The organism is Mesobacterium pallidum, from assembly GCF_019966535.1.
GTDB lineage: Bacteria > Pseudomonadota > Alphaproteobacteria > Rhodobacterales > Rhodobacteraceae > Mesobacterium > Mesobacterium pallidum.
In genome coordinates this window covers 339,121-365,576 of record NZ_JAIMID010000002.1, presented here as the reverse complement: position 1 = coordinate 365,576, position 26,456 = coordinate 339,121, and the positions used below count along the sequence as shown (strand labels likewise).

The window sequence follows — 26,456 nt, the reverse complement described above, 5'->3', positions numbered from 1 at the left end:
TCCCCCTTCGCGCCTTCAGGCGACCCCCAAGGTCACCCCTTCGCGCTCCAATTCCGGGTCCAGATGCATCACGGGGCAGGGGGTAAGCGCTTTTCATTCGGCACAATCAGCCTGCCCGACGTCGTCCGAACTACGGCCAAGCCGCAGCGGGAGGCGCGAGAGTGCCTGCGACGCGGCGGCCCTAGCGACCGGGCACGACACGCCCGGGTGTCCCGCGCGTGATCGCGCGTCAACCGCTTCCCGGTGGCGCGTCAGAAATGCAGGTCGAATTCCATCCCGGGAAGACCACCCAGCAGCGTCGTCGGGGCCTTGGCGACGGTCGGGACCAAGGCCGCCCAGGCATCGGGTTCGGTTTGGAAACTGCCCGCGATCTTCACCTCGGCGCCATCCGCGACGCCCAGCTCTCCGGTCAACATGGTCGCGGGGTCCCTTTCGTACTGGCCAAGGGCGACGATCAGCGCCGCGACATGCGTCCTGGCCAGGGCCGGGCCGTGGTCCCTGGCGGGCACGGTCTGGCGCAGGTCGATATCGACCTGGCCTTTGTCCGTGCCGAGGGCAAGGCCGGGGCTCCAGAAGGACCGGGGCACGGTGATCCGGACCTCGTAGCCGGTCGAAGAGGCAAGCAGCGCCATGCGCACATCCGCGGGGCGGGGCAGCCCGGCCACGAGATCAACCGCCGCGCGGAACCGCCTCTCGCGCGCCGACCAGGCGGGCGAGTCCTCGGTCACCCTGTGCCGGGCGACCGTCTCGGTCCATTGTGCGAGCCAGGGCCCGTAGTCGCGCCGCCAGCTCTGCCGGTCGACGCCGCGCGCCGGCATGGCGGGCCCCGAGGCAGGCAGGAACCGGCGCGGGGCCGCGGGCACGCGGGCCTGCAGGTCGGTCAGCCCGGCGACGGCGGCATTCACCTCGGTGCAGCGCGCGACCAGCGCCGCCACGTGGCGTTGCGATGGCGCGCCCTTGCGAGGCTTGCCCAGCGCATCCACCCAGGCGTTCTGCCCGACATCAAAGGTGTCCGCGGCCTGGAACCAGAACCGGGGCGGGCAGGTCAGCGGCCCGAAGGCCGACACCGCATCCTCGCGGTCCGAGGTCGTCACCTTGCGGCGCGGATGCCGGAAGCGGATGACGCCGTTGGCGGGCAGCAGAAGGTCGCACAGAAGCTCGGGCATCACGGGGCGCTCGCCAGCAGGGTGTTGCGTTGGCCGATGGTCAGGACGCCGGTCTGGTCGGCGCCGATCGCCGCCTGGAAGGCCCTGACGGCGCGGTCGGTGCCGGGGCCATGCAGGCCGTCGATGCGCAGTCGGTAGAACCCCCGGGCCTGGAGCGCCGTCTGAACCCGGGTGATCTCGTCCCTGCTGAGCGTGTCGAAGGGCAGCGGGTTGCCCGACGGGTCCGGCCGGGGCGCGGGACTGGTCGGCGGGGTGACCGCGACCGCCGGGTTCGCGGGGGCCTCTGCCGCGCCGGGGGCCGGCGGCGCGCCGGGCGCGGGGGAAGGCGGTGGCGGTGCCGATGGCGGCTCGGTCCCGGCGGCCGGGGGAGCGGGTGCGGGCGGCGGGGCGGGGACGGGCCTGGTCTCGGCCAGCTGGCTGAGCGCCGCATCCACGTCGAGCTGGTACACCTCGGTGTCGTAGACGACCAGCATGGTCCGTCCGTCCGCCGCGGGCAGCAGGGCAAGCAGGGTGCCCGGCGTCTCGGCGGCGCGCAGCGGCGTCGCGCGCCCGCGGCCATCGGTCAGCAGCAGCCGCGCGTCGGTCGTCGCCTGCAGCCGCAGCAGCCCGGTCGACTGGTCCAGCGGTCGCAGTTGGGCCTGGTAGCGGGCGCGCCCGGCCACGTCCATGTCGCGGCGCTGGTGCTCGATCCGCGCGCCGTCGCAATCCAGCGTCACCGCGCCGGGCAGCGGCGTGCCGGGCGCATGGACCCGGGCATGGAGCAGACCGTCGCGCAGCTCGACCTCGGGCAGGCGGACATCGCCCACGGCCAGCAGGTCGCCAAGGGCGGTGCAGTCGGCGAGCGGCGCCAGCGCCGGGTCCAGCGGCAGGCGGCCGGCGCCGGTGATGGCGATGGCGGTGCCGTCCTCGGACAGGTAGGCGCCCCGCGGGTCGTCGAACTGGTGATAGGCCTCGATGCTGCCGTCCCGGCGCATGGTCAGGGTGCCACGCCCGGTGGGAATGACCAGCCGGTCCCCGGCGGCGCGGGGCAGACCGATGGCCACGAGGTCAAGGAACCGCCCGCCGCCGATGGCGCGCGCCATGAGCGGGCCGTTGGCGGCCTGCCCGGTGGCGATCGCGGCACCGTCCAGCGGGGCACGGTAGTGCCAGACGCCGGCCTGGCCCTGCCACTGCGCGCAGGCCTCGACGCGCCGCAGCGCGGCCTGCGCCGAGCGCAGGATCGCGCCGCCCGGCGCCGCGGTGCACAGCACGGCGGAGGACGTGCCATCCTCGGCCGTCGCCCGGTCGGCGGTCACGGCGGTGACGGCCCGGGCCGCCCGGTCGCCCCCGGGGCGCGCGCCGTCGGCAAGGGCGAGGCCGCCCGCGTAGCTGCGCCAGCCATCGGCCGTCACCAGGTCGACCCGGCCGGCAAAGGGCGCGGCCAGCGACGCGAAGCTGTCGATGGGCAGGCGCCCGGCGGTGACCGGCATCGGCTCGCCCCGGAAGCTGGCGCCAACCACGGGGGGACCGGCCGGGTCCGGCTGGTCCAGCGTCCAGACCCAGCCCCCGGCGTCGATCAGCCGCCGCGTGGCAAAGGCATCGGCCGGCGCCGGCTGCAAGGCGCCGATGTCGCGCGCGCCGGGCTCGCCCATGTAGCTGACGCCGTCGCGGCACAGGATCGACAGCCGGTCCTGCGCGCGGGCCGGCACCGCGTGCTGCCGGCCGTCCGCGATCTCGATCCGCGCGGGCTGGCAGCCGGCGAGACCATCGAAGCTGTCGGCGACGCCCGGCAGGTAGGTCCGAGGGTCGACCCCGAGGCCCGAGGCGCGGATGTCCTGCGTCACCAGCCCCGCCGGTGTCACCCGCACCAACCGGTCCCCCAGCGCCGCGATGCCGCGCGTCCGGTCAAGCGCGGGCAGGCCCTCGGACCAGTCCAGCGCGCGCCAGGCGTCCGCGGCGGTGCGATGCTCCCAGGCGCCCTCGGCGCGGCCGAGGCGCAGCCGCAGGCGGCCGGCGTCCAGGGCCAGGCGGCCGCGGGCCCGGTCTTCGAGCGCCGCGATCCGGTCGCCCGGCACCGGCTGCAGCCGGCCGCCGGGCCCCGAGGCCAGCGGTTGCGCGCCGGTGACGTAAAGCCCGCTCTCGAGTTGCAGGCCCCCGCCCAGCTCGGCCTCGGCCGGCTGGCAATGCAGGTCGCGGCTGCCGGCGGGCAGCACGAGGCTCACGCCGTCCTGGCGCAGGATGTCGCCCTCCTGCCAAAGCTCGCTGTGCCCCGGTGCGCATTCGGCCCAGGCGGCCAGGTCGTCATGGGCCCAGCGACCGGACGCGGTCATCCGGACGGGACGGGTGCCGGGGCTGCCCTGGTCGCGGACCGGGTAGGTGCCGATCGGCCCGCCGTCGGTCTGCACCCAGGACCACAGGGGCGCGGCCAGAACGAAGCGCCGGTCCAGCGTCTCGCCTGCGGGACAGGCGGCCGAAAGCCCGCCACCGGTCAGCGCGGCGCAATCGCCGGCCCGTGACAGGGCCAGCAGCCGGTCCGGGGCGCTGTCGGGGCGCCCAAGCCGGGTGACCGCCGCGGGCCGGCCGCCGCCCGCCGAGCCGGGCGCGAGGTCGAAGAGATCGCCTCGCGGGCTGCCATCGGCGCCGAACCGCCGCAGCCCCATCCCGGTGCCGATCCAGAGCGCGTCGGCCTCGGCCGCTATGACCCGGGCGATGTCGAAGGGAAAGCGGTCGCCCCGCGACCAGGTGAAATCGACCCATCGGGTGGCGCCGGTCATGCCGGTGACCGCGCGGCTGGCCTGCAGCGCGCCGCTGGCCAGGTCGATCCGCATCAGGGGCGTCTCCGCGGCGCGGCGCTGCACCCAGGGCGGAGCCCCGGTGACCGGGCGCCAGCCATTGGCCCCGGTCCATTCGCGGCGTGCCCCGCTGCCCTCGTAGATGGCCTCCTGGCCCGGCCGGGCGGCATGGGCGACCAGCGGCAGCGCCGGGACCGGGGCTTGGGGCGCACCCAGCCGGGTCAGCCCCGCGCCGCCGGACGCCACGTGGGTGCCCAGCGCCGTGACCACGACCACCTGGCCCGGTGCGCCCGCCATCGACAGGAGCCGGTCGCTGGCAAAGGTCAGCCCGTCGCGCACCGCGCGCCAGGGCTCGGCCGAGGTGATCTCGAGCCCGCCGGCCGTGACCGTCCAGTCGCGCGCGCCGATCGTGCCCAGCCGGCGCGGCACCAGGGGCGAGGCTGCGGCGGCCCAGGTCCCAGGTCCCTGCCGGGTCAGCCAGCTGCCGCCGGGCATCTCGGCATGAAGCCCGCCCTGGGTCACCAGCCGCTGCGGGACCTGCCCGCCGGGCAGCGCCTCGACCCCGGTCAACTGCCCCGTGGCCGGCACCAGCCCCACGGGGGTGACGGTCACCAGGGCGGTGCCGACATGACCCAGTCCGCGCCGGTCGTCATGCAGGAAGCCGCGCGCGGCAAAGGCGGGCAGAGGCGCGCCGCCGGTCCGGGAGAGGGTCGCGGTGACCGCCTGCGTCCGGGCGTCGGCCGCGACAGTCAGCGCGCCAAGCGACAGGCGCTGGGCGCCGGTGCCGTCCGTGGGCGCGCCGCTGTCTGCCAGCTGCGCATCGGTGCCGGGAAAGAGAAACCGCAGGCCCTGCTGGGCGACCGGCGCCGGCCGCGGATCGCGCGTGACCAGCGTCGGGCCGGGGGCGCCCGGCAGGTGATGCCACAGTGCCTCGGGGGTGCGCCAGGCAAAGCCCCCTTGTCCGGGCTGGCCCGGCAGCCCCGGCAGGGGCAGCGCGCGGCCGGGCCGTGCGGGCAGCAGCCGGCCGTCGACGATGGCCGCGGCGGGCGGCACCGATACTGGCCCCGACGGGCCCGAAAAGACAAAGGCCCCGGCCGCGCGGTCCCATTTCATCCAGCCGAGGTCGAGCGCCTCCCAGGGCCGCATCGGCCGCGCCAGCACCTCGTCCCCCTGCCGCCGTCGCAGCGTGCTGGACTCGATCACTGCCGGGGCCAGCTCGTCCCGGCCGTGCAGGTTTCGGATCGCGGCCCGGAAATCGCTGGTGTTGAGCATGGCGTTGCCGCGGCCCGCGTCGAGCACCGGCGTGGCGGGCCGCGGATCGACCTCAGGCCGGCCTTCGCGGTCAAGCTGCAGGCTGCCGCGCTCGAAGACCAGAAGCGGCCCGACCGTGGTCGCCGCGAGGCCGGTCAGCCGCCCCAGCCCGCGGTCCGCGACGGGCAGCGTCCCGGCATCGGCCAGGCAGGGCCGGCTGGCGCCGGGGTGCACGCCGGTCTCGCAGGTTCCGGGCTCGAGCCGCTGCACGACGCCGGTGCGGCGCTGGACGTAGACCACGCCGCCCCGCCCGCCCAGCACGGCCACGACGCTGTCCGGCGCGGGGACGGGCAGCGGGCTGCGCGCCGCGCCGGCAAGATCGACCACCAGCCCCTCCGGCGAGAGCGCCGAGAAGGCGCCGGTCTGCCAGTCGTAGCTGCGGGCGCGGCTGCCCTCGGGCCAGTCGGGCTGGCGCAGGGTGCCGGAGGGGTCCAGCAGCGTCACCGTACCCCCGGTATCGAGGACGACCGCCTCGCCCTCGGCCCGCAGCTGGCGCAGGTCCCGCGCCACCGGCTCGGCCCGGCTGCCCGAGATGCGCCAGAGCGTGCCGCCCGGCCGCTCGAGCAGCAGCGAGACGCCGCGCTGGGTGAGGACGCGGGCCCCGTCAGCGACCACAGGCCCTGCGACGGGTGTCAGCCGGCGCCAGCTGTCGTCGATCGTGAACAGGTCCGTTCCGATGCCGATGTACTGGGTCGACTCGTGCCGCCAGGCGGTGGTGATGTCGTCCCGGGACAGCGCGAGGGGGGCGGCCAGGATCTCGGCGCAGCCGGTGTCCGACCGGCCCCCCGCGCGGATCGCGCATTCAAGCAGGCGGCCATTCGCGGCGATGCGCCAGAGGCGGCGGCCGTCGGTCGACAGGCCGTGGCCACGGTCGTCTCCGGGCCGGTAGACAAAGCCGATGCGGCCGCTTTCGCCACCGCCGCCGCCTGGCGCAGGGCCGGGGGGCAGGATGGTCAGCGCGGTCGGGCGCGCGGCCGGGCCGGCGACCAGGACAAGGCTGTCGGCCCAGGTGTAGGGGGTCGCGGCCTCGCCCTCGGTCAGGGTCAGGATGGTGGACAGGCGCGCGTCGGTCGCCCGGCCCAGGGCGATGCGGTCGCCCGAGCCAAGCGCCCATGTGCCGTCCCTGGCCGACAGGTCGGTCACCGTGGCGGCGGGCAGGGGCATCCCGGGCAGCTCCGGCGGGCCAAGCTCGGTGAGCTCGACCCGTTCGGCGGGGGCGGCCAGCACGCCGCGGTAGCTTTGGCCGGCGCGAGTCCAGATCGACAGCGTCGCGCTGCCCGGCGTCACCTCGGCGAAAGAGACCGAGGCGACGCCCGTCAGCGTCCGGTCAAAGGCCGCGCGGGTCCAGTTGCGGCCATAGGTGTCGTAGCGCCAGACCGCGTCCCGCGTGGCAAAGAGCAGCGCGTTGCCCTGGGTCGCGGCGGCAAGGAACAGGCTGGGATCGGGCGCGGCGCCCGGCGCGGCGCGCAGGCGCGTGACCGTGCCGGATTGCCATTCGGAAATCGCCCCGTCATCGGCCAGCAGCGCAATCGCCCCAGTGGTCGGATCCAGCGCCGCGGCGCGGCCGGACTGCGTAAAGGTCCAGCCCAGCGACAGGCGCGGCGGGGCGCAGCTGTCGATCGGCGCCAAGGCCTGGCCGGGCAGGGCGCGGACCCCGGTCGGGGACAGGGCGACCAGCGCGCCGCCGGCAAGGACCAGGCGTTCCCCGGCCCGCAGGGCGGGCAACGCGACCTCGATCCAGCGCCGGAACCGGGCATCGTGGATGCCGTAGCCCGCGGTCGTGGCGACCAGCACGCGGTCGCTGTCCAGCGCGATCGCGTCAAGCACCGTGCCGCCCGGCGCCGGGGCCGACAGGAAGGTGCAGGTCGGCACCGCGCCCGGCTCGGGGTAATGGACCGCGTGGCTGCCATGCGCGCCGCCGCGCCGCTCGGCGAGAAAGCCGTCGCCGGTGGCCCAGGCATCGCGCAGGCTGTCGGTGACCAACTCGCTGCCGTGGAACAAGCGGCCCGCGCTGGTCCAGACCGGCGCTCCGCCCGCGCGCGGGCCATCGGGCGGGGCAACGATGCGGACCGCCCCCGCGCCGCCCTCGTAGCGCCGTGTGAACCGCCCGGCGACTGTGTCGTAGGCCTGCAGCTTGCCGGCGCCGGCGAACAGGACTTGGCGGCCGGAGCCGGCGGCGTCGCTCAGCTCGGCTGCGCCGATCTCGGCACCGGGCCCGCCCAGCACCTCGGCCCAGCCGGTGTCGCGCAGCGCCGCGACGCTGCCGCGATCCGTGACCGCAAAGACGGCCCGGCCGTTGAAGCCGAGGTCGGTGAACCGGGTGCCGGCCGGCGGCGGCACCGCCTGCGACCAGCCGCGGTCGGCGGTGCCATAGCGGGCCAGGGCCGTGGGAGAGGCGAGGAACAGCACATCGCCGTTGCCCGCCGCGAAGCGCAGCGGCCCCGACATCGCAGGCATGGCGTTGCCGATGCGCGGGCGCGGCTCGGCGCCGCGCAGGTAGTGCCAGGCGCGCCCCGTGGCATCGACCAGGGCCAGCCGGCGCCCGTCGGACGTGACCGAGCGCAGCGGCGCGGGCAGGCGCGTTTCGGTCTCGGCGGTGGCGATGGCCTGGCCCGGCCAATCCCCGGTGATCTCGACCGCATGCAGCTGGCCGCTGGCCGGGTCGACAAGCGCAAAGCCGGTGCCGATCCCGAACAGGCGGACACCCGGGCGCATCAGCGGGCGCGCGCCGGCCAGCTCCTGCGGGGTCAGCCAGTTGAAGCGCCGCTCCTCCACGTCGTGCAGCAGAGCGCCCTCGGGACCGGCCATCAGCACCAGGGGGCCCAGCGCGGCGCCGGTCTCGAATCGCGCGCCGGGGGGCAGCGGTTCCTGCGGCTCGGCGATGGCGGTGTTGCTGGCGAGGTTGCGGATGGCGCCGTCCTGCCCCAGGCCCAGCCGCATCGCGCCGGCGAGCAGCACCTGGCGGAAGGGGCCGCCGTCGACCTGCGCGCTCCAGCTGACCTCGGCCCCCCGGACCAGGCTGACCGTACCGGCCGATGCGACCAGCAACTGCCCGTCCGCCGCCGCGAAGGCGCTGTCGATCCGGCCGGCCACCAGCTGGCGCCAACTGCGGCCCTCGGGGTCATAGGCATGCACGCCGGCGGCGCCGGTGGTGACGATCTGCCCGTCCTGCATCATCGCATGGGACAGGCTGGCCTGGTCGAGGTCGGCAAAGCGGTCGCGATCCCCCACGAGGCGCACCAGCTGGTCTATCCCGTCGAGGCGCGACAGGGTCAGGCAGCCGGGCTGGTCACCGGGCGCGCAGGGCCCCGCGACGATGGCCAGCCGGCGCCCGTCCGGCGCAATGGCAAGGTCCTGCACGGCAAGGTCGGTGTCGGCCGACCAGGACAGCTGGCCGCGTTCGACCAGCCCGTAGCCGCGGGCGCTGATGATCCAGCTGCGCGGTCCGTCCGGCACCAGCCGCACCGGCCCGGCCTCGACTGCGGCCAGCAGGGCCGACTGGCCGGGCGGAACCTGCCAGCGGCCGGTGCGGCTGTCATGGATCCCGAGCCCCTGCGCCCCGGCCAGCACCACCGTGCTGCCGCCGTCTCCGGTGGCGGCCCAGGCGGTGACCTCGGCCTGCTCGACCGGCGTGCCGGCCTGGCCGATCCAGGCGGAATCGTCCAGCAGCACGCGCCAGGACAGCCCGCCGATCCGCTGCTCGGCGCGCAGGATGCCGCCGGCCTCGGACAGGACCGACAGGGCCCCCGGATCGCTGCAGGCCGCGGCCTCATCGGGCAGGCCCGGGCAGCTGGCCGCCATGGCGACCGGCGGCGTGGACAGGCCCGCACCCTCCGGCGGCAGCGCATCGTCCGCGATCAGCCCGGTGCGCGGGTCGAGCACGGCCACCCGCCCGTCGGCGCGCAGCAGCACGGCATCGCTGTCCCCGAGGTTGGTCGCGGCAACAAAGGGCGCGCGGCTGTCCCGCAGGTTCGACAGGATGCGGTCATCGGGCAGCGGGCGCAGGATCGCGGGGTCGAGCACCGCGTTGCGGTCGAGGTAGCCGGCCAGCAGCCAGCCCGCCGCGACGGTGGTGCCCAGCCCGATCGCCACCAGCGCGGCCAGCGGCAGGTCCAGCCGGTCGCGCAGGCGGGCGTCCTTCAGCGCCCTGCGGTCGCGCATCGCGCGGCGGCGTTCGGCGGCGTCGCGGGCGGCGGTCCAGGGGTGGGTCATGGCAGCCTGCCCTCGGCGGCAAAGATCTCGGCCCCGTCCGGGTAGCGCGAGAACCCGGCCAGCCAGCCCCCGGCCGCGCGCGGCGTCGCGCCCCGTTCGGCCTGGCCGGCCCAGAGCGGCATATCCACGAGGGCCATCGCGGTGTCGATCTCGGCGGCCTCGGACAGGGTCTCGGCCGTGGGCGCGGGCAGGGCGGCGGCGATCCGGCGCGTGGCGAGGCCGTCGAACCAGTGCTGCGCCGGGGCGGCGCGCCCGGGCGCACGCCCCGCGGCCCATCCCAGCGCGATGCAGGCGGCGGCGAGGGCCAGTCGGTCGGGCAGGGCCTGGCCGGGCACGATCCGCGCCTGATGCAGGGTGCAGGCGCGCACAAGGTCACCGGGCGCCGGCGCGGGGTCGGTCGCGATCGCCTCGGCCAGCCGCCCGAGCAGCTCGAAGGCCGGGGGGGTGGTGTCCTGCGCCCCGCGTCCGGCCACAAGCGCGTCGTGCAGGGCCCGGGCGAGGGCCACGCCCTCGGGGCCGGGCAGCAGCGCCATGCTCTCGGCCAGGGCCAGGACCGCGCGGGGGTCGGCCGGCGACAGGCGCAGAAAGGTGACGGCCATCTCGGCCATCCTGCGGGCGTCCTGTGGGGCGATCTCGGCGCCGTCGAGGTGGCGCCGGCGCGCCGCGCGCCAGCAGCCCTGCCACTCGTTGCGGGCGACACGGGCCCGGAATCCATGGCGGATATCGGCGCGACGGGGCGCGGCATCGTCGGGGCCGGGACCGGCCAGCACCCGCGGGTCAATTGGCGGCAGGGCGTGGCCCGGCCGCGCGCCGAGGCGGTGCCACAGCAGCACGGCCCGGCGATGCAGCCGGGTGGTGCCGGCCGGCGTCAGCCATTCGACCAGCGCGATGCCCGACAGGACCACCAGCGGGATCAGCCAGGCCAGCGCCTGGGGAAAAAGCGCGGTCCACAAGTGGCCGCGCAGGGTCAGCCAGGCCCGGTCATGCAGCGTGTAGAGCAGCGACAGCGGCCCCGTCATCGGCAGCAGCCGGGCCTCGACCAGGTAGACCGGCCCCCCGATCGCCAGCCCCGCCCCGATCGCCGCGATCCAGCGCCCGAGGTAGGGACGGCGGCGGCCGCGGTGGTCCAGCCGGCCCCGCCGCAGGGTCGAGCGGCCCGGCACGCCGCCATCGAGCAGGTCATGCGTCACGGGCGCACCTCCGGCGATGGCGGCGCATCCGGTGCGGCCGGGACGGGCGCGCCCGGTGACGGGGCGCCGCCGGTGGCGGGCGGCGATGGGGCCGGCGCCGGCGGCGGCTGGCTGCCCGACGCCGGCGGGAGGGGCAGGGGTGTCGTTTGCGGCGCCGCCTGCGCCGGAGGCGCCGGTGCATCCGCCTGCGGCCCGCCGGCGGCATCGGCCGGGGGGGGGCGCAGGACCTCCAGGATCTCGGGCAGCCGGATGGCGGCGTAGACGACCAGGCCCACCAAGGCCGCCACGGCCAGACCCGTCAGCAGGTAGGGCAGCGCGATGCGCAGCCGCAGGATCAGGATCCGGCGCCGCAGCCGCGTCTCGACCGCCTCGATCTGCTGGTGGATCGTCTCGACCTCGGCGGCGATCTGCGCCCGGGCGGCCTTGTCCTCTTCGAGGATCCGCGACGGCGCCAGCTTGAAGGCCGCAAGCGCGCGGCGCCAGTCCTGCACCCGTCGCATCAGGCGCTGGCGCGCGGCCCGGTGCCCGCGCCAACGCGCGCCCCGTGTCGCCGGGATCGCCGGCGGGGCCAGGTCCAGCGCGTCGAAACGCGCGGCAGCGGCACCCAGCGACGTCTCGCGGCCCGGTGTCGACTCGGTCGTCACCTGCGCCACCTCGACAGCTCCTCGAACCGCGCATGCAGCGTCGCCAGCCGCCGTTCGGCCGCCGCGATCCGGTCGGTGCCCCTGGCCAGCTCGTGGTCCATCGCCTCGGAGAAGGTCTCGGCGGCGGCGCGGATGGTCTTGTCCTTGCCCTGCAACACCGCCTCGACCTCGGCCCGGCCCTGCAAGGCGCCGGCGGCGATCTGCATCAGCTCTTCCAGCCCGGCCAGCTCGGCCTCGGCGCCGCGCAGGTAGGCATGGGCCTGGGCGATCCTGCGGGTGACGCCCTCCAGCTCGTCCACATGGGCGTCCAGCAGGGCCGCCGCATCCGCCCGTACCCGGTCGAGCGCCGCGTCCCAGTCGCGGGTGGCCGCGGCGACCTGGTCGCACACGCCCTTGCGGACCTCCTCGACAAAGGCGCCCTCGTACAGCTCTTCGGCCACCGCCTGCAGCGTCTCGGGCGCAACCACGTTGGGGCCGCGCACCTGGAGGTAGTCGTTCATCCAGCCGATCTGCTGCTGCACCGGCGCGAAAAGCGCGCCATCCACCACCTCGACCTCCAGGATCGCCGGGTCATCCGTCCGCGGCGAAAAGACGAAGTAGGGCTGCCGGTCCGGGTCGCTGGCCAGGTCGCCCAGCGAGACGAAGAGCGACCCCAGCACCAGCTTGAGCGTGCCGTCCACGTCGCCGCCGAAATGCGCGAGCGAGGGTGAGAGCATGTGCCGGTCGGGCACGAAGACCCGGGTGTTGGTCGGCGCGGCCAGCTGCGCCTCGGCCACGAAAGGCTCGAGCCAGTAGGACATCGGGCGCGACTCGGTCCGCGATTGCCAGAGCGATTGCGGAAAGCGCAGGTGCAGGGCGGTGGCGTCGTACAGCAGGAAATGCGCCGGTTCGGCGCGGCCTTCGGAATGGCCGGCCGCATAGAGCAGCGAGCCGTCGCGCAGCGCCTCGGGCGGCAGGCTGCGCAGGGCATCGACCATCGCCGGCAGCTGCGCGTCGCTGAACCGCAGCAGGCGCTGCTGCGGCGCGCCCAACGCCTTGACCTGGGCAATGCGCAGCCGCAGGTCCTCGATCTGCTCGAGCAGCGGCTCCACGTCCATGCCCCGGCCGACGCCGGGCGGTACAGGGTGCAGGCGGATGCGGTAACCGATCCGGTCCGCATGGCGCAGGATCTCCTGCGACAGGGCCCGGGCCGCCTCGGGCGCGTCGACGTAGGTCAGCGTCCTGATGTCGAAGACCTGCAGCGGCTCCTGGTCCGGGGCAAGCGCATCGGCGACCCGGGCCGCCTCGGCCGGGGCGGGCAGGACGTGGATCTCGAAACCGACGCCGTTCGGCGCGCGCAGGCAGGCGACATCGGGCGGCGGCGCGCCGGGCGGGCGGTCGCCCATGGCCTCGCGGATCCGGCCCAGGGCCTGCAGGGTGCCGGGCGCGGGCGTGCCAAGATCGAGCGGCAGCCAGAGCGTGCCGCGCCCCGCCGACCAGGGCCTGAGCGCGACCAGGTCGGGCGGCAGGTCGCCGCGGCCCAGCATGTCCGAGACGGTGCCGTAACTCTCGGCCGAGTTCTCGACGAGGATCGCGACGCGGCCTGCCTCCCCGGTCATGATGCGCGCGTCGCGGCCCTTGCGAATGACGCTGGTGATCGCCCCGGTGTCGCCGGTGCGGCTGGCCACGACCAGCAGCTCTGCGGGCGGGGTCTCGGGCGCCGTGGCGCGCTCGGCCGCCTCGGCGGTGATGACCACCGCGCCGGCGCCGGGGGCGAACAGGCCCTCGGTGGCATGGGGGGCGGCCTGCTGGCTGCCGCGCCCGATCGTCGCCGCCCCGGCCACGGCCTGCACGGCGCCCACCAGGTCCTGGTGCAGCCGGGCGCCGGCGCCCGAGCGGTCTCGGTCGCGCCGGGCGGGCAGGTACAGCACGTACCAGCCGGGTTCGGTCTGCCCGAGGCGCAGCCCGGCGGCGTCGAGATCGCCATGGGCCTCGGCCACCTGGGCCAGCACCTCGAGCACCTGCGCCGCGCGCAGCCGCGGAAAGCGGAACATCTCGAGCAGGGGCGGTGTCGTGTCAGCCGGCATGGATCGCCTGCATCACCTGGCCGATCATCCAGTCCGACAGGGTGCCGATCAGCTCGGCCAGCCCCTGGGAGGGCGTCTCGGCCCCGGTCGGGATGTCGATGTGAAACGCCTGGGGCGCGATGTCGGTCGCCGCCGACAGCCGCGCGCCGGGCACGATGGCGCGGGGCAGCAGGATCTCGCCCAGCACGGCCCTGGCGCGGGTCTGCAGCCCGGTCTCGCGCAGGATCCGCGCCCGGTCGCGCGGCCAGTCGATGTCGCGGACCGGCGCGGCCGGGCCGTCGCCCGCCGCAAGCGGGGCGATGCGCAGCAGCATCACGAGGCCGTAGTCCGAGACGTCGCGCAGCGGCGCGGTGGCGGCGCCTTGTCCCGGGCGGGCGGCGGCCCGGGCGGCGAGGGCCGCCGCATTCTGGCATTCGGCCGTCAGCTCCTGCAGGGCGCGGCGCAGGCGCTGGTCGGCGGGCAGGTCGCGCCCGTCTTGGCGCGGCACGGCCGAGAAGGCGGCCGGCACCAGCGAGGATTTCGACACCATGCCGCGGCGCAGTTCGCCGGACAGCGCCGCCGCCGCGGCCGCGCCCGAGATCGCGAGCTGCGCGTCGCGGTCCAGCGCCTCGAGCGACAGCGCGGCGGGGATCGTGCCGTCCGCCGTCACGTCGGTCCAGCCGACCTCGGTCTGCAGCATCTGCGCCTGCTTCAGCAGCATCGACAGGCGCAGGGTGGCATCGGTCCAGGCGGCCTTGACCACCGAGGCGGGGCCGTCCTCGATCCCGGCATCATTGAGCACTAGCAGCAACAGGTCGCGCCTGGGCTTCTTGCGCGGGGGGCGGTGGGTGATGAGAAAGCCTTCCTCCATCAGCCGCGGCACCAGCAGGTCAGGCGGATAGGCAAAGGTCGCGCTGAGCGCGGCGTCCACGTCTTCCAGCCGGCGGGTGTGGATCACCCCGGTGACGCCGCCCTCGCGCGGGCGGCGGCCGGCGCGCTGGACATGCGAGGTCAGCGTCGCCTTCTGCTGGCGGCGCTGCCATTCGGAACCGGCGGGCAGCTCGGGTTCGACGTCGTAGACCAGCCGCGCCAGCATGGCCTGCACCCGGGTCGGGCGCGACCGGGCCTGCCGGCTCTCTGCCGTGCGCTGCCGCGCGGCCGAGAGCAGCGCGAGGCCGGCATGGCTCCAGAAGCCGTCGGGCATGGCCGCGGGCACGGACAGCAGGCGCCCGACCTCGGCCTCGAGCGCGGCGCAGGCCGCCGCCGCGCCTTCGCGGTCGCCGGGCCGGGGCGGGGCATCGCCATGCTGGGTGACCAGCGCGCGGCCCAGGTTGACCGCGGCCTGGCGCAGCAGGGGCTCGGCCAGCACGGCGACGAACTGATCGGTCATCTCGGCCCAGAGCGCGCTGCGCCCGAAGCGCCCCGACAGGCCGATGGCCGCGCCGGCCCGTTCGTAGGCCTGGCCCCAGGGCGGCACCGCGGCCGGCTCGGACGCCGCGCGCATTTGGCGCAGCGCCCGCGTCAGCCGCGGCGTCACCGGCACGTGCCGCTCCTGCAGCGCATCGAACAGCAGCCGGTCGCCGGGGTCGGCCAGGGCGCCGTCCTCCAGCGCGGTGACGGGAAAAAGCTCGGCCGCGACGTGTCCGGTCATGCCGGGATCCCCAGGTCCTGGCGGATCCGGTCGATCGCAGAGGGATCGTCGCGGTCCAGCGAATAGCGCAGCAGCACGTCGAAATCGGCCGGGCGGATGTCGATGTCGTCCTCGCCGGCGCGCGCCGCGCGCAGCATCCGCATCGACAGCACCAGCCCGCTCATCTTGACCACGCGGCGGTTCGACATGTCCGACAGCTCGGAGTTGACCATGGACGACACCAGTTCGGTCAGGATCGGCAGCGTCGGGTGGGCCGGGTCGATCGCCAGCGCACCCGAGGCGGTCATGGCGTTGACGTCGTCGCGGTAGTCCCCGGTCAGGTCGAGGAACCGGTCCCAGCCCTCGGTCGCGCCGGTGTCGGGCGCATGGGTCTCGCGCCAGGCGGCCTGCAGCAGGTCGGTCAACGCCTCCTGCGCCAGCCCGACCCGCGCCGTGTTGCGCATCCGGCAGCGCAGCAGGAACCGGTCGTAGACCGCCTCGAGCCCGGCCTCGCGCGGGGGGTGGTTGGTGGCCGAGACCAGCAGCTTGAGCGGCGTCGGGATCGACTGGCCGCGGTTGTGGAAGCGCCGTTCGTTCATGAAAGTCAGCAGCGCGTTGAGGATCGCGCTCGAGGCGTTGAAGACCTCGTCGAGAAAGACGATCTTGGCCTTCTGCATCATGCCGTCGTCCATCAGCCGGTAGCGGCCGCCCTGCAGCTCGGGGATGTCGATGTAGCCGAACAGCTCGCTGGGCTCGGTGAACTCGGTCAGCAGGTATTCGAAATAGGCGTCGTCCTTGGCAGTGTCGCCGCCCTCGCCGGTCAGGGTTTCCCGGGGCAGCAGGCCGATCAGGTTGCAGAAGGCGCGGATCAGCCGCGACTTGGCCGTGCCGGGCGGGCCGATCATCACCATCGCCTCGCCCGAGAGGGCGGCGATGAGCAGGCAGTCGATCGCCTCGTCCATGTCGTAGAACCGGCCGCGCAGGGCCTCGCCGATGGCCGCGGCCATGGCAAAGGTCTCGCGGTGCCGTTCGTAAAGGGTGTTCAGGCCAGCAGGTGCAAACATCGGTGTCAGATCCGTCCTTCAAGGTAGTGCAGCGCCCAGGCGGGGGCCTCGGCGCGCCAGTGCGCGCGGGTCGTCACGGGGTCGGTGGCCGGGTCGGCTGTCAGCGCCGCCGGCCCCAGGCGGACCAGCGGCAGCGTGCCGAGCGGGCCCGGCGGGGCGCCAAGCGCCCGGCGCAGGTCGTGCAGCAGCGCCTGGTCCCAGAACCCCGCCCAGCCGGGCGCCGCGGCACGGGCGGCGGCGATCTCGGTGCAGGCCGGGCGCAGCCCGTCCGGGGCCTCGGCCGAGGCGAGCAGGTGCCACCAGATCGCGTCGTCCAGCACCAGCCCGGCGGGCAGCGGCGGCGACAGCAGGACACGCTGGCGCAGGTCCCGGCGCAGCAGCGCCGCCACCGCGCGGCGAAAGCCAAGCGCGGCCCAGGCGCTGGCGCCCAGCGCGGGCAGCAGGTGCGGCGCCTCGGTTGGCGCAGGGCGCGGGACCACGCGGTCGACCAGCCGGGCCATGCCCCGCCGCAGTGGCGGAACGAGCGCCTCGGCCGGCAGCAGCGACATCTGGTAGGGCGACCACTCCGCCGGCCGATCCAGCACGAAGTTGCCCCGCGCCCGCCGGGCGGCACTGCGCGCCAGCGCGCCGGCCTGGTCGGCGCGCGCCAGGTGCGGTTGCAGCGGCGCCAGCGCGCCGGCATCAATGCGCGGCGGATGGCCGGACAGCGCCTGCGCCAGCACGTCCAGCGCGAGGTGGCGGAGCGTCGCCACCACGTCGGGCGCGGCAAGGGCGGCAAGGTCGCGGGTCGCGGTCATCGCCGCGCCCCGCCCAGCCAGAGCCCCGCCGCCAGCAGCGCGAGCGCCAGCGCCGCAAGGGCGGGCCAGGTCGCGACCGGCTCGGGCCGGGCGAGGCCGGGGCTGCGACCGGGCGCCGTCCGGGCCAGGTCCACGCCGCCGGTCTGTGCCAGGATTCGGGCAAGCAGGTCCGAGTTCACGCCGAGGCTGTCCTTTTCTCGCGCCGTGCCCCGGGACGTCCCGGTCTCGCGCGCAGGTAGTCTGATCGGGACCAACTGTGCACGCCCCTCGCCGGTCTGCAAGGACAGGATGGCGCTTTCCACCGTTGCCCCAAGGTCAAGCGCGGCGCTGCCCGCGTAGGTCCCGGGCTCGGCGCCGGGGGCCAGCACGAAGGGCACGGCCCGCCCGTCCGCGCGGCGCAGCGACAGCGACAGGCTGCGGGGCAGGGGCCAGCCCTCAGCCGTGGCGACCTGCGCGACCAGGCGCCCCGGCTCGCGCCGCAGGCGCAGGTCGAAGCGATCCGGCTCGGACCAGCCGGCCAGCCGGTCGAGCATCGCCAGCAGCGTCGGCTCCGGCAGGGTCTGCGCCAGGTCGCCCATGAAGACGCCGCTGCGCAGGGCGGGGTTGCGCGGGTCCTCGCGGAACACCAGCGCCGGGTCGGGGGGCGGGATGTCGGGGATCAGCACGACCTCGGATTCGGGGCGGGCATAGGCCAGCGCCAGGCCGCCCACGGCACCGCCGGCCGCGAAGGGGCCGGGCGTGTCGACCGGGCGCAGGGCCAGCGGGCCGGCACGCCAGAATTCCTGCCGCGGCTCGGGTTCGAAGGTCTCGAAGCGCACGTTGCCCAGTTGCCGGCCGCGTCCCAGCGGGACCTGCTGCCCCCAGCGCGTGTCGAATCCGGGCAGCGGGGTGCCTTCGACCCCGATGGCGGTTGTGCGGCAGATCGGGCTGGTGTTCACTTGGCCGCTTTCGTAGCCGCCGTCACCGATCACGAAGAGATCGCAGTTGGTGCCGCGCAGCCGGGCGGCGGCGGTGATGGCGGTGCGCATGTTGGTGCCGCCGCCGATCACCAGCCCGTCGATATAGGCATGGGCCGCGCGCAGCCGCGCCGCGGGCAGCGAGGCGGCGCGGAACGGCGCCCCGACCCCGTCCGAGAAGGGCAGGATGGTCAGGCTGTCCTGCGGGCGCAGGTACTCGAGGATCCTGTGCGCCGCCTGCCGGGCCCGGGTGTCATTGCCGCCGCCAGCCATCGAGCCCGAGGTGTCGATGATGATCAGCACCACGCGGGGCGGCGGGTCCTCGACGATGTAGTCGGGGTCGCTGTCGACCGGCAGGATCGGCCCCAGCGCCGTCTCTTCCCAATCGGCAAGGCGCTGCGGCTGGGTGACGTCGCCCCGCTGCGGCCCGTTGACCAGCAGCAGGCCGGTGCCGCCCTGGGCGGCGGCCAGTGCCGCCTCGGGGAAGGTCGGCGCGAAGACATCGGGCGCGAGCCCGTCCAGCGCGACGATGTCGAAATCGGGCAGGGAGAGGTCGTCCCCCGGCGCCGCACGCGTCACCTGGAACCGTTCGGACGGCAGCCCCTCGGCCCAGGCGCCCTCGCCGTAGACCAGCAGGCGGGCCGGGCCGCGCACCAGCGTGAACAGGGTCGCGCCGCGGCCGGGCGCGCCGTCGACCGCATGGGCCAGCGACAGGTGCGAAAAGCCGCGCGCCGGGAACTCGAGCGGCAGCCGCAGCGGCTGGACCCCGGGGCCGCCGGGCAGGGCCACGGGCGCGCCTTCGATGCCGTCGATGCGCCACGAGACCGTGCCGGGGCCACGGGTGACCAGCCGCGCCACGGCCGGACGGCCCACCAGTTGCTCGGGGCCGAGATCCCAAGCGATCAGCCCCTCGGCCGCGCCCTCGGCGCCGTAGGCCAGCACGTGGATCGGCAGGCCGCGCCCCGCCGCGCGGGCGATGACTGGTGCCGGATCGGCCTCGGTGAACCAGCCATCGCTCAGAAGGTAAAGCGCGCCCGGCCCGGGGCCCCCGGCGATCCAGTCGATGGCCTCGGACAGGCCCGCGGCAAGGTCGCTGGCCGCCCCCGGCGGGTTGAGCGCGAGGCCGCGGGTGGCGGTCGCCAGGCGGTCGGCGGGCATGGCCTGGCCCAGCGCCTGCCGGCCGGCGGCAAAGCCGAAGAGCCGCCCCTCCCAGTCGGCGGCGTCGGGCGTGCCCGCGTCGATCCGGCGGGCCAGCAGGTCCCGGGCCGCGTCGAACCGGGCGTCGCCGGCGCGGCGCAGGCTCTCGGAGAGGTCGATCACCACGGCGATCCGGCCGCCGGTGGCCGGACCGCCGACCGGGGTGGCGACCGGGACGCCGGCGGCGAGCGCCACCGCCAGGGCGGACAGTGCGACCAGCAGGCCGCCGCCCCGGTGCAGCGGGGTCTGCGCCCGGGTCAGCGTCCAGGCCAGCGACAGCAGAAGCGCCAGCAGCGCGGCCCCTTGGGCCATCTGCACGGGCAGGCCGGTGGCCTGGCAGGCCAGCGCATGGCCGGGGACCGGCAGCAGCGGGAGCAGGCCGCAGATCATGCGCGCGCCCTCCAGCCCAGGCCCAGCACCCGCTCGGCCAGCAGGGCCAGCGCGGCCAGCAGCATCAGCCAGGGCACCCAGCCGGCATCGTGCTGCGCGCGCCCGGCCGCGGCCGGATCCGGAGCCGAGCGGGTCAGCGGCGCCAGGTCCGGCGGCGGCGCCAGGTCGCGGAAGGTGTCGCTTTCCCAAAGCGGATCGGCGATCTCGTCCCCGGCGGCGTCCAGCCGCGTGACGGGCAGGCCCTCGGGCCTCGCCTCGGGGGACAGGACGTGGCGCAGCGCGTTGCCGAGCATCAGCAGGCCCAGCGCGCGGGCCTGGGATTCGGTCGCGGTGGGGGCGGGCAGGATGACCCCAGGCGGATCGCTGCGAACGGCAAGCACGGCCCGGCCGCCATCGCGGCTGGTCATCAGCACGGGCTGGAAGCCCGGCGGCAGCGCCGCGAGGCCGCGCGGCAACCGCGGCTCGAGCACGTCGAGGTTCACGAGGTCGAGCAGCGGGTGATCCTGCACGAAGGCGCCGATCGCGGCCCCGGCATCGCGCTGGTCCCAGCCGTCATGGAACAGGATGACCGGGCGATCCGTCGGCACGCCGGGCAGGGCGTCAAGCCGGGCCACCAGCGGGTCGGCCGTGCCGCCCGCGTCAAAGGCGGCGGGGCGCGGCAGGTCCGGGGCCTGCCAGTCCACCGCGATGCGGCCGAGGTCGGGCAGGGTGGCGCGCAAGCGGTCGTCGCCGGAATAGGCTCCGCCATCCAGCAGGGTCACGGTCAGCGGGCCGGGACCGGGATAGGGCAGGATGGCCTGCCAGCCGCCGGCGCGTGCCAGGTCCCTCTGCATCGTGACCTCGGCCCGCGCGGCGCCGCGCGCGACCGCCAGCCGCGGCGCGGTGCCGCCCGCGCCGTGGACATGGGCCGAGACCTCGATCCGTGGCGCGACGCCGGCGAGGCCACCGCCCACCAGGCGCAGACCGCCGAGCGCGGCATTCTCGAGCGGGGCGCCGACCTGCCACCAGGCCACCGGCCCGGCAAAGAGCGTCTCGGAAACCTGCATGGCCGGCACGTCGCTGACGATGGCGGCATGGGTGACCGGGCCGGGGCAATCGGGCGCGGCGGCCGTGCCCGCCAGCGCCGCCAGCAGCGCCTGCGCCGCGACCCCGTCCCGTGCCGGGACGGCCCGGTCCAGGTGGGCCGCAACCATCGCGCCGGGCACCAGCACCGAGGCGGCGCCGACATGGACCAGGTCGAAACAGGCGCCGGGATGGGCGGCCAGCACCGTGGCCGAGAGGGTCTCGACCGCCGCGCGCGCATCGGCGGCGCGCGTCCCCAGCGCCATCGAGGGCGAGCCATCGAGCACGATCCTCAGATGGGTCGGCGTCGCGCCGCCCGGCGTCGGCGGCGGGGGGAGAAGGTGGCTCCAGAGCGCGAAGGTGATCGCGCCGAGGATGACCATGCGGGCCAGGAACGGCAGGCTGCGCAACGGCAGCTTCCATTGGAAACGGTTGCGGCGGGCCTGGCTCTGGTCGAACTCGGGCAGGAACTCGGCGGCCGAGATCCGCAGGTCGCGGAAGTTCGGTCGCACCATGTGCCAGGCCAGCAGCGCGGCGCCGGCGAGCAGGACGAGGGGGCCGATCCAGCCGGTCATGACGCCCGTGACCAGAGCGCGGGCAAGGCGCCGGCCGACAGGAAGGCCGCCTGGAACCAGGCGGCGATCGCGGCGGGGTCCGGGGCCGGGTCCGCCGGCCAGCGGATCGGCCGGTCCGGCCAGGCAAGGCCCGGCCCGCGGAAGGCCAGGCGCAGCCGGTGCCGATGCGCCGCAAGGCGCGCCTCGGCCTCGGCCAGCTGCGCCGCGCTGGCCTCGCGCAGGGCCGCCGAACCGCCGCTGCGCCCCAGCGCGCCCAGGCGGAACGGGCCTCGGGACAGCATCGCCCGCTCCATCGGCCAGGCGTCCAGCTCGACCAGGTGCAGGCTGCGGTAGCTGCGCTGGGCGGCCTGTGCCAGCGCGACAAGGCCCGGCGCCTCGATCGGGAACAGCGCGTCCGAGATCAGCACCACCGCCGAGGCCGGGGTGAACAGCCGCGAGATCGCGGCCACCGCCAGCTCGCCCGTGCCCTGCCAGTCCGCCTCGGCCCGTGGCGCGGCATCGCGCAGCGCCTGGCCCAGCGCGATCATCTCCTGCTGGCCGCGCCGGGGCCGCAGGGTCATCGGCGCGCCGTCGCGCGGCCCGAAGAGGGTCGAGACGATCACCCGGTCGCCCTCGGCCTGGGCGGCAAGCGCCAGGGCCTGGGCGATCCAGGTGGCGATGGTCAGCTTGTCGGCGCCTTCGGGCAGGTACATGGTCGGGCGACAGTCGAGCAGCAGGAACAGGGTGCGCCGTTCCTCGGCCTCGAAGGTGCGCACGACCCGGCGCGCCATCCGGTGGCTCGCCGCCCAGTCGATCATGCGCGCATCGTCGCCGCGCTGGTAGTCGCGGAATTCGCGGAACTCGAGCGACTGGCCCATGCGCCGGTGCCGGTGCGGGCCGATGCCCTCGGTCGGGACCGTGCGGCGCAGGGCCAGCCGGCGGCGGTTCAGCACCGACGCCGGGATCGGGATCTCGAGCGGAAGGGGGGCCGGGCCGCGCGCCATCAGAGTTGCGGTGCCTCCGCCGCCGCGGTCAGTCGCGCGTCGAAGGCGCTGGCCATGTCGTCCGGGCAGCAGGCGCGGGCAAAGTCCCGCACGCGGGCATCGTGCCGGTCCTGCGGGTCCGCGTCCGCGTCGCCGGTGGAGGGGGCAAAGGCCGCGCCTTCGAATTTCATCCGGTGGCGCAGGGTCGGCACGACCACGGCGGCCAGCGCCTCGGGGGTCGAGGCGACGATCTGCTCGGGTTCCTCGGCCCGCGCGACCTGGATGGCGGCCCAGCCGGTCGTGGCCAAGGTCAGCGCCACCGCGGCGCGGGGGCCGAGCGGGTAGTCCACCTCGGCCTGGCAGAAGTCGCGCAGCGCGGCGATGCGCCGGCCGGACAGGCCGACGAGCTGGTCGAACTTGCCCACGCTGGCCATGACCATGTTGAGGATATGCGCCTGCACCGGCGCGGCCGCGGCCAGCGCCCGCAGCCCCGTGCCCAGCCGGTGCAGCCGCACCAGCGTCTCGACCGGGTCCGGGCGGCTGGCGGCGGTGCCGCGCCCCGCCCGGCGCACGTCCTTGTCGATGATCCTGGACAGCGTGTCGCGGCTGGGAAAGGGCATGCGCACCTTCATCAGGAACCGGTCCAGCTGCGCCTCGGGCAGCGGGTTCGTGCCCTCCTGCTCGACCGGGTTCTGGGTGGCGAGCACCAGGAACGGCGTCTCGATCTCGTAGGAGAGCAGGCTGCCGTGGTCGTCGTGGCGCAGGCTCTGGCGCTGCACCAGCGGGTGGGTCTGGCCCAGCACCGTGACCTGGAACTCGGCCATCGCCTCGAGCATGGCCGATTGCGTCTTGGGCGTGGCCCGGTTGATCTCGTCCGCGAGCAAGAGGTTGGCAAAGACCGGGCCCGGCTCGAACACCAGCCGGTTGTCGTTGTCCGGCAGCTTGGTGCCGGTGATGTCCGAGGGCATCAGGTCGGGCGTGAACTGGATGCGGCCGACGGCCTTGCGGGCGCAGCTGCCGACCGGCTCCGCGAGGCCCAGTGCCTGGGCCAGGGCCCGCACCAGGGCGGTCTTGCCAAGGCCGGGATTGCCCTCGAGCAGCACGTGGCCACGCATGACCAGCGCGATGATCAGCGCGTTGACCACCCCGTCGATGCCGAACATCTCCTGTTCGTCGCGGACATGCGCCCGCAGGTCATGGGCGAACATCAGGTCGTCGCGGGTGAGGTCAGTCATCGGGGGCTCCTGCGCCTGGGGCGATGAGGTCGGCGATCCAGCCGGGCAGTTTCTGCCTGACCGGGGGCATGTCGAGGTCGCCGGGGTCCCGGGGGGCCGCGGCGCCGGTGATCGGCGTGGCCTCGATCGTGTCGGCCAGGGTGCCGGGGCTGGCCAGCAGGACCGGGGTCTCGTGCCGGATGTCGATATCGTCCCCGACGCTCGCGGCGTCCGGCAGGACAAAGACGCCCTCGACCTCGGGGGTGCCCGGGGGCGGGGTTCCCGGCTCTGCCGTGGCGATGCGCGCCGATCCGCCCGGGTCGGTCGCGCCCTCGGCCGGTCCCCCGGGCACGGGGGACGGATCGCCCGCCGGGGGCTCGGCCGGCTGTCCCGGGCCGCTGCCCGGGCCGGCGTCTCCGGGTGCCGCGCCTTGGCGCGCGGATGGCTCCGGTCGGCCGCCCGGCTGCGCAGAGGCGGGATCAGCAGAGGTCACGGCCTCGCGCTCCGTCGCGCCCGCCCCGGGATCGGAGCCGCCCTGCGGGGCGGTCACCGGATCGCCTTGCGCCGCCGCCGCCGTGGCGCCGGGCGCGCCTTCGGCCGCCGGTCTGTCGCCCGCATCGGTGCCGCCTTGCTTCGCGGCGGCTTGCGGCTGCGCCTGGTCCGTGCCGGCTGCGCCGGTCCCGGCCTGTTCGGCGCCCTCGACCCCCTGGCCGGTCTGCGCCCCGCCTTGCCCGGTGCCCTGCGCACCGCTGTCGCCGGTTTCCGCACCGCCGGGCTGTGCGCCGCTGTCTGTGCCTTGATCGCTCTGCGCCTGGCCTTGCCCCGAGCCCTGTGCTCTGCTGCCGCCGGTTTCCGCACCGCCGGGCTGGCCTTCGCCGTCCGTGCCCTGATTGCCCTGCGCCTGACCAGGGCTGGAAGGTCCGCCGCCACCGGTCTCCGGCGCGCCGTCCTGGCCGGCACCTGCGGGCTGGTCGCCTGACGGCTCGGGCGTGTCGGTCTCGTCTTGCCCGGAGCCGCCGGCGAGGTAATCCAGCGCGGCCACGGGACCGGGGAGGGCTGGCCAGTAGGGGAAGGGGCCGATCAGCGCGATCGCCAGCGCCAGCAGCGCCGAGGCCCCGGCCGGCCCGAGGCAGGAGCGGAGCAGTGTCGCCCGCGACCGCAGGCGCGCGCGGAACCCGTGGCCCCCTGCCTCTGCCAGGTCCGGCCAGTAGGCGCTGTCGTGATCCCCCAACATCAGGATCTCGCGCGCGGCCCGGCCCGCCTCGCCCGGGCGGTTCGCGATGACCATCGCCGCCTGTGCCTCGGCATCGAGGCGCGCGGCGCGGGCGGCCTCGAACGGGGCCAGGCGCGGGAAAGCCTGTGCCGGCACGAAGGCGGTCACGGCCAGCCGCCGCCGGTCGGGGCCGGGCACCACCGGCCAGGTCAGCAGGGCAAAGGTCAGCAGCGCGGCGGCCGTGGCCGCGGCGGCGACGGGGTGACCCTTGCGGGCCAGCGCGATGCCAACAAGGCCCAGGGCATTCCCGGCGGCCAGAACCAGCGTCGCGGCCCGGATCTGCCGGGCCTGGACGGCGGACAGACGGTAGAGGTCGTCGCGCCCGCGCAGGTCCAAGGCGGCCTGGCGGCGGGCGAGCCGCGCAAACCCGAGGCGAGAGAGCGCCGCCTGGCCAAGACCGGCCAGCAGCGCGCAACCCGCGCCAAGCGCCATCCAGTCAAGCGCGCTGCCGTGCCGTGTCGCGATGATCCAGCCCAGCACCGCCGGGGCCGCGACCAGGACGGTTTCGGCCATCCACCGCCGGGCCGGCACCCTGGACATCGAGGCCTCTGGAAACGTCATGGTGTTGGAAATCGACCTTGTTGGCAAAGGAGTTGGCAGCACTGACAGGGGGCCAGCTTATCGCAGGTTGCGGGCAAGACAATCGCGAAGTGCAGGCCGGGGCGGATAACCGCGGGTCCGGGGCGCTGGCCCGGCCGCTCGGTCCCGTGCCGGATGTCGGTGCGGTGAGCCGCGCGCCAGGTCGGAACGTCCGCCCCGCGCCGGCCGGATCAGCACGGCACCGGGTTCGTCGCGAGCGCCGCCAGGTCGGTGATGCCGTCCAGCGTCACGCGGTCGCCGCCGCCGAGGTCGAGCCGGGTGTCGCCTGCCACCACCGAGGCATGGACGGCGACGACCCACGCCCTGGTCTTGCCGCCGCCCCGCTGTCAACTTGGCCCCTGATGGTGACCATGTTTCTGCCCCTGGAATGACTGTCTCCGCCCTAAGGCGCGGGGGCGCGTCCCGGCCATGTGTCATGGGCAGCAGGGGTGACGGGAACGGCGCAGGTCGAAGGACTGCGGTCACGGGCACCGGCCCGGGCGCGGATCGGCCCTGCGCCGGACGTTGATCGCGCCGGCAAAGTGGCTAGGCTGGGCGCAGCCGTGCAGCAAGGGGGACCGAGGATGGAGACGAGGCCGATCAGGGATGCCGCCGAGCTTGAGCAGGTGATCGAATGGGCCGCGGCCGAGGGCTGGAACCCCGGGCTGGACGATGCCGCGGCCTTCCTCGCGGCCGATCCTGATGGCTTTTTCGTCACGCTTGTGGATGGCCAGCCCGTGGCGGCGGTGTCGGTGGTCAACCACGACCCGCGTCATGCCTTCCTAGGGCTTTACATCTGCCACCCGGACTGGCGCGGGCGCGGGGTCGGGATGGCCACATGGACCGCCGGCCTCGCCCATGCCGGGGACCGCTCGGTCGGGCTGGACGGCGTGCCGGCGCAGGAGGCGAATTACCGCGCCTCGGGGTTCAAACGCGTCGGCGCCAGTCTGCGCCACGAAGGGCGGCTTGAAGGCCGCGCCTCGGGCGCGGTGCGGGCGGCGGTTCCGGCCGACGACGCGGCGCTGCTGGCGCTGGATGCGCAGGCCAATGGGCAGGGCCGTGTCGCCTTCATGACCGCCTGGCTGCGGGATGCAGGCGGCACCCGGGACAGCCGCGTGCTTGAGCGGGGCGGAGAGATCGCGGGCTTTGCCACTTGGCGGGCCTGCCAGAACGGCACCAAGATCGGGCCGGTGATCGCGCCGGACAGCGCCGCCGCGCTCGAGCTGATCCGCGACATTGCCTTGCTGCGCCCCGAAGGGCCGCTGGTCATCGACCTGCCCGAAGCCAATACCCAACTGCGCCGCGCGCTGGAGGCGGAGGGGTTCACCGTGCCGTTCTCGACCGCGCGGATGTATCGCGGCGCGGTGCCGGCGACGCAGCCCAGCCTGCAGGCCATCGCGACGATGGAGCTGGGCTAG

14 protein-coding genes are annotated in these 26,456 nt (G+C 75.5%); 1 reads left to right on the top strand and 13 read right to left on the bottom strand.

The window, feature by feature from the left end; translation table 11 throughout:
* Positions 1-251 precede the first annotated feature (251 nt).
* Genes MF270_RS04385 through MF270_RS04325 form a run of 13 tightly spaced genes read right to left on the bottom strand, consistent with a single transcriptional unit; the run spans position 252 to position 25,020 of the window.
* Complete coding sequence (locus MF270_RS04385) at positions 252-1,166, bottom strand: hypothetical protein (protein WP_238364633.1); 915 nt, start codon at positions 1,164-1,166, stop codon at positions 252-254.
* Positions 1,166-9,460 carry a peptidoglycan-binding domain-containing protein gene (locus tag MF270_RS04380; RefSeq protein ID WP_238364632.1) on the bottom strand — a complete coding sequence of 2,765 codons (8,295 nt, stop codon included), beginning with the start codon at positions 9,458-9,460 and terminating at the stop codon, positions 1,166-1,168. The genes MF270_RS04385 and MF270_RS04380 overlap by 1 nt, the downstream gene beginning before the upstream one ends.
* Positions 9,457-10,650, bottom strand: coding sequence for a hypothetical protein (locus MF270_RS04375; RefSeq protein WP_238364631.1), 1,194 nt, complete (start codon positions 10,648-10,650; stop codon positions 9,457-9,459). The genes MF270_RS04380 and MF270_RS04375 overlap by 4 nt, the downstream gene beginning before the upstream one ends.
* Complete coding sequence (locus MF270_RS04370) at positions 10,647-11,303, bottom strand: hypothetical protein (RefSeq protein WP_238364630.1); 657 nt, start codon at positions 11,301-11,303, stop codon at positions 10,647-10,649. Before MF270_RS04370 ends, MF270_RS04375 begins: the two co-directional genes overlap by 4 nt.
* Positions 11,291-13,360: a hypothetical protein gene (locus tag MF270_RS04365; RefSeq protein WP_238364629.1), complete on the bottom strand. Its 2,070-nt coding sequence runs from the start codon at positions 13,358-13,360 to the stop codon at positions 11,291-11,293. Before MF270_RS04365 ends, MF270_RS04370 begins: the two co-directional genes overlap by 13 nt.
* Entirely contained in the window at positions 13,350-14,990 is a 1,641-nt protein-coding gene (locus MF270_RS04360; protein WP_238364628.1) for a hypothetical protein, read from the bottom strand. Before MF270_RS04360 ends, MF270_RS04365 begins: the two co-directional genes overlap by 11 nt.
* Positions 14,987-16,033, bottom strand: a complete 1,047-nt coding sequence (locus MF270_RS04355) for an AAA family ATPase (RefSeq protein WP_238364627.1) — start codon at positions 16,031-16,033, stop codon at positions 14,987-14,989. The genes MF270_RS04360 and MF270_RS04355 overlap by 4 nt, the downstream gene beginning before the upstream one ends.
* A 5-nt stretch (positions 16,034-16,038) precedes the next feature.
* Positions 16,039-16,830, bottom strand: coding sequence for a hypothetical protein (locus MF270_RS04350; protein ID WP_238364626.1), 792 nt, complete (start codon positions 16,828-16,830; stop codon positions 16,039-16,041).
* A complete protein-coding gene (locus MF270_RS04345) occupies positions 16,827-19,373 on the bottom strand; it encodes a vWA domain-containing protein (protein WP_238364625.1) in 2,547 nt (848 codons plus the stop codon). The genes MF270_RS04350 and MF270_RS04345 overlap by 4 nt, the downstream gene beginning before the upstream one ends.
* Positions 19,370-21,010 carry a hypothetical protein gene (locus MF270_RS04340; RefSeq protein ID WP_238364624.1) on the bottom strand — a complete coding sequence of 547 codons (1,641 nt, stop codon included), beginning with the start codon at positions 21,008-21,010 and terminating at the stop codon, positions 19,370-19,372. The genes MF270_RS04345 and MF270_RS04340 overlap by 4 nt, the downstream gene beginning before the upstream one ends.
* Entirely contained in the window at positions 21,007-21,993 is a 987-nt protein-coding gene (locus MF270_RS04335) for a DUF58 domain-containing protein (protein ID WP_238364623.1), read from the bottom strand. The genes MF270_RS04340 and MF270_RS04335 overlap by 4 nt, the downstream gene beginning before the upstream one ends.
* Positions 21,993-23,207, bottom strand: a complete 1,215-nt coding sequence (locus MF270_RS04330; RefSeq protein ID WP_238364622.1) for an AAA family ATPase — start codon at positions 23,205-23,207, stop codon at positions 21,993-21,995. The genes MF270_RS04335 and MF270_RS04330 overlap by 1 nt, the downstream gene beginning before the upstream one ends.
* Positions 23,200-25,020 (bottom strand): hypothetical protein, encoded by a 1,821-nt coding sequence (locus MF270_RS04325; RefSeq protein ID WP_238364621.1) that lies wholly within the window; start codon positions 25,018-25,020, stop codon positions 23,200-23,202. The genes MF270_RS04330 and MF270_RS04325 overlap by 8 nt, the downstream gene beginning before the upstream one ends.
* A 602-nt stretch (positions 25,021-25,622) precedes the next feature.
* On the opposite strand from MF270_RS04325, the gene MF270_RS04320 reads away from it, so the two are divergent.
* The gene (locus tag MF270_RS04320) at positions 25,623-26,456 is read left to right on the top strand and encodes a GNAT family N-acetyltransferase (protein WP_238364620.1); all 834 of its coding nucleotides are present in this window, start codon (positions 25,623-25,625) and stop codon (positions 26,454-26,456) included.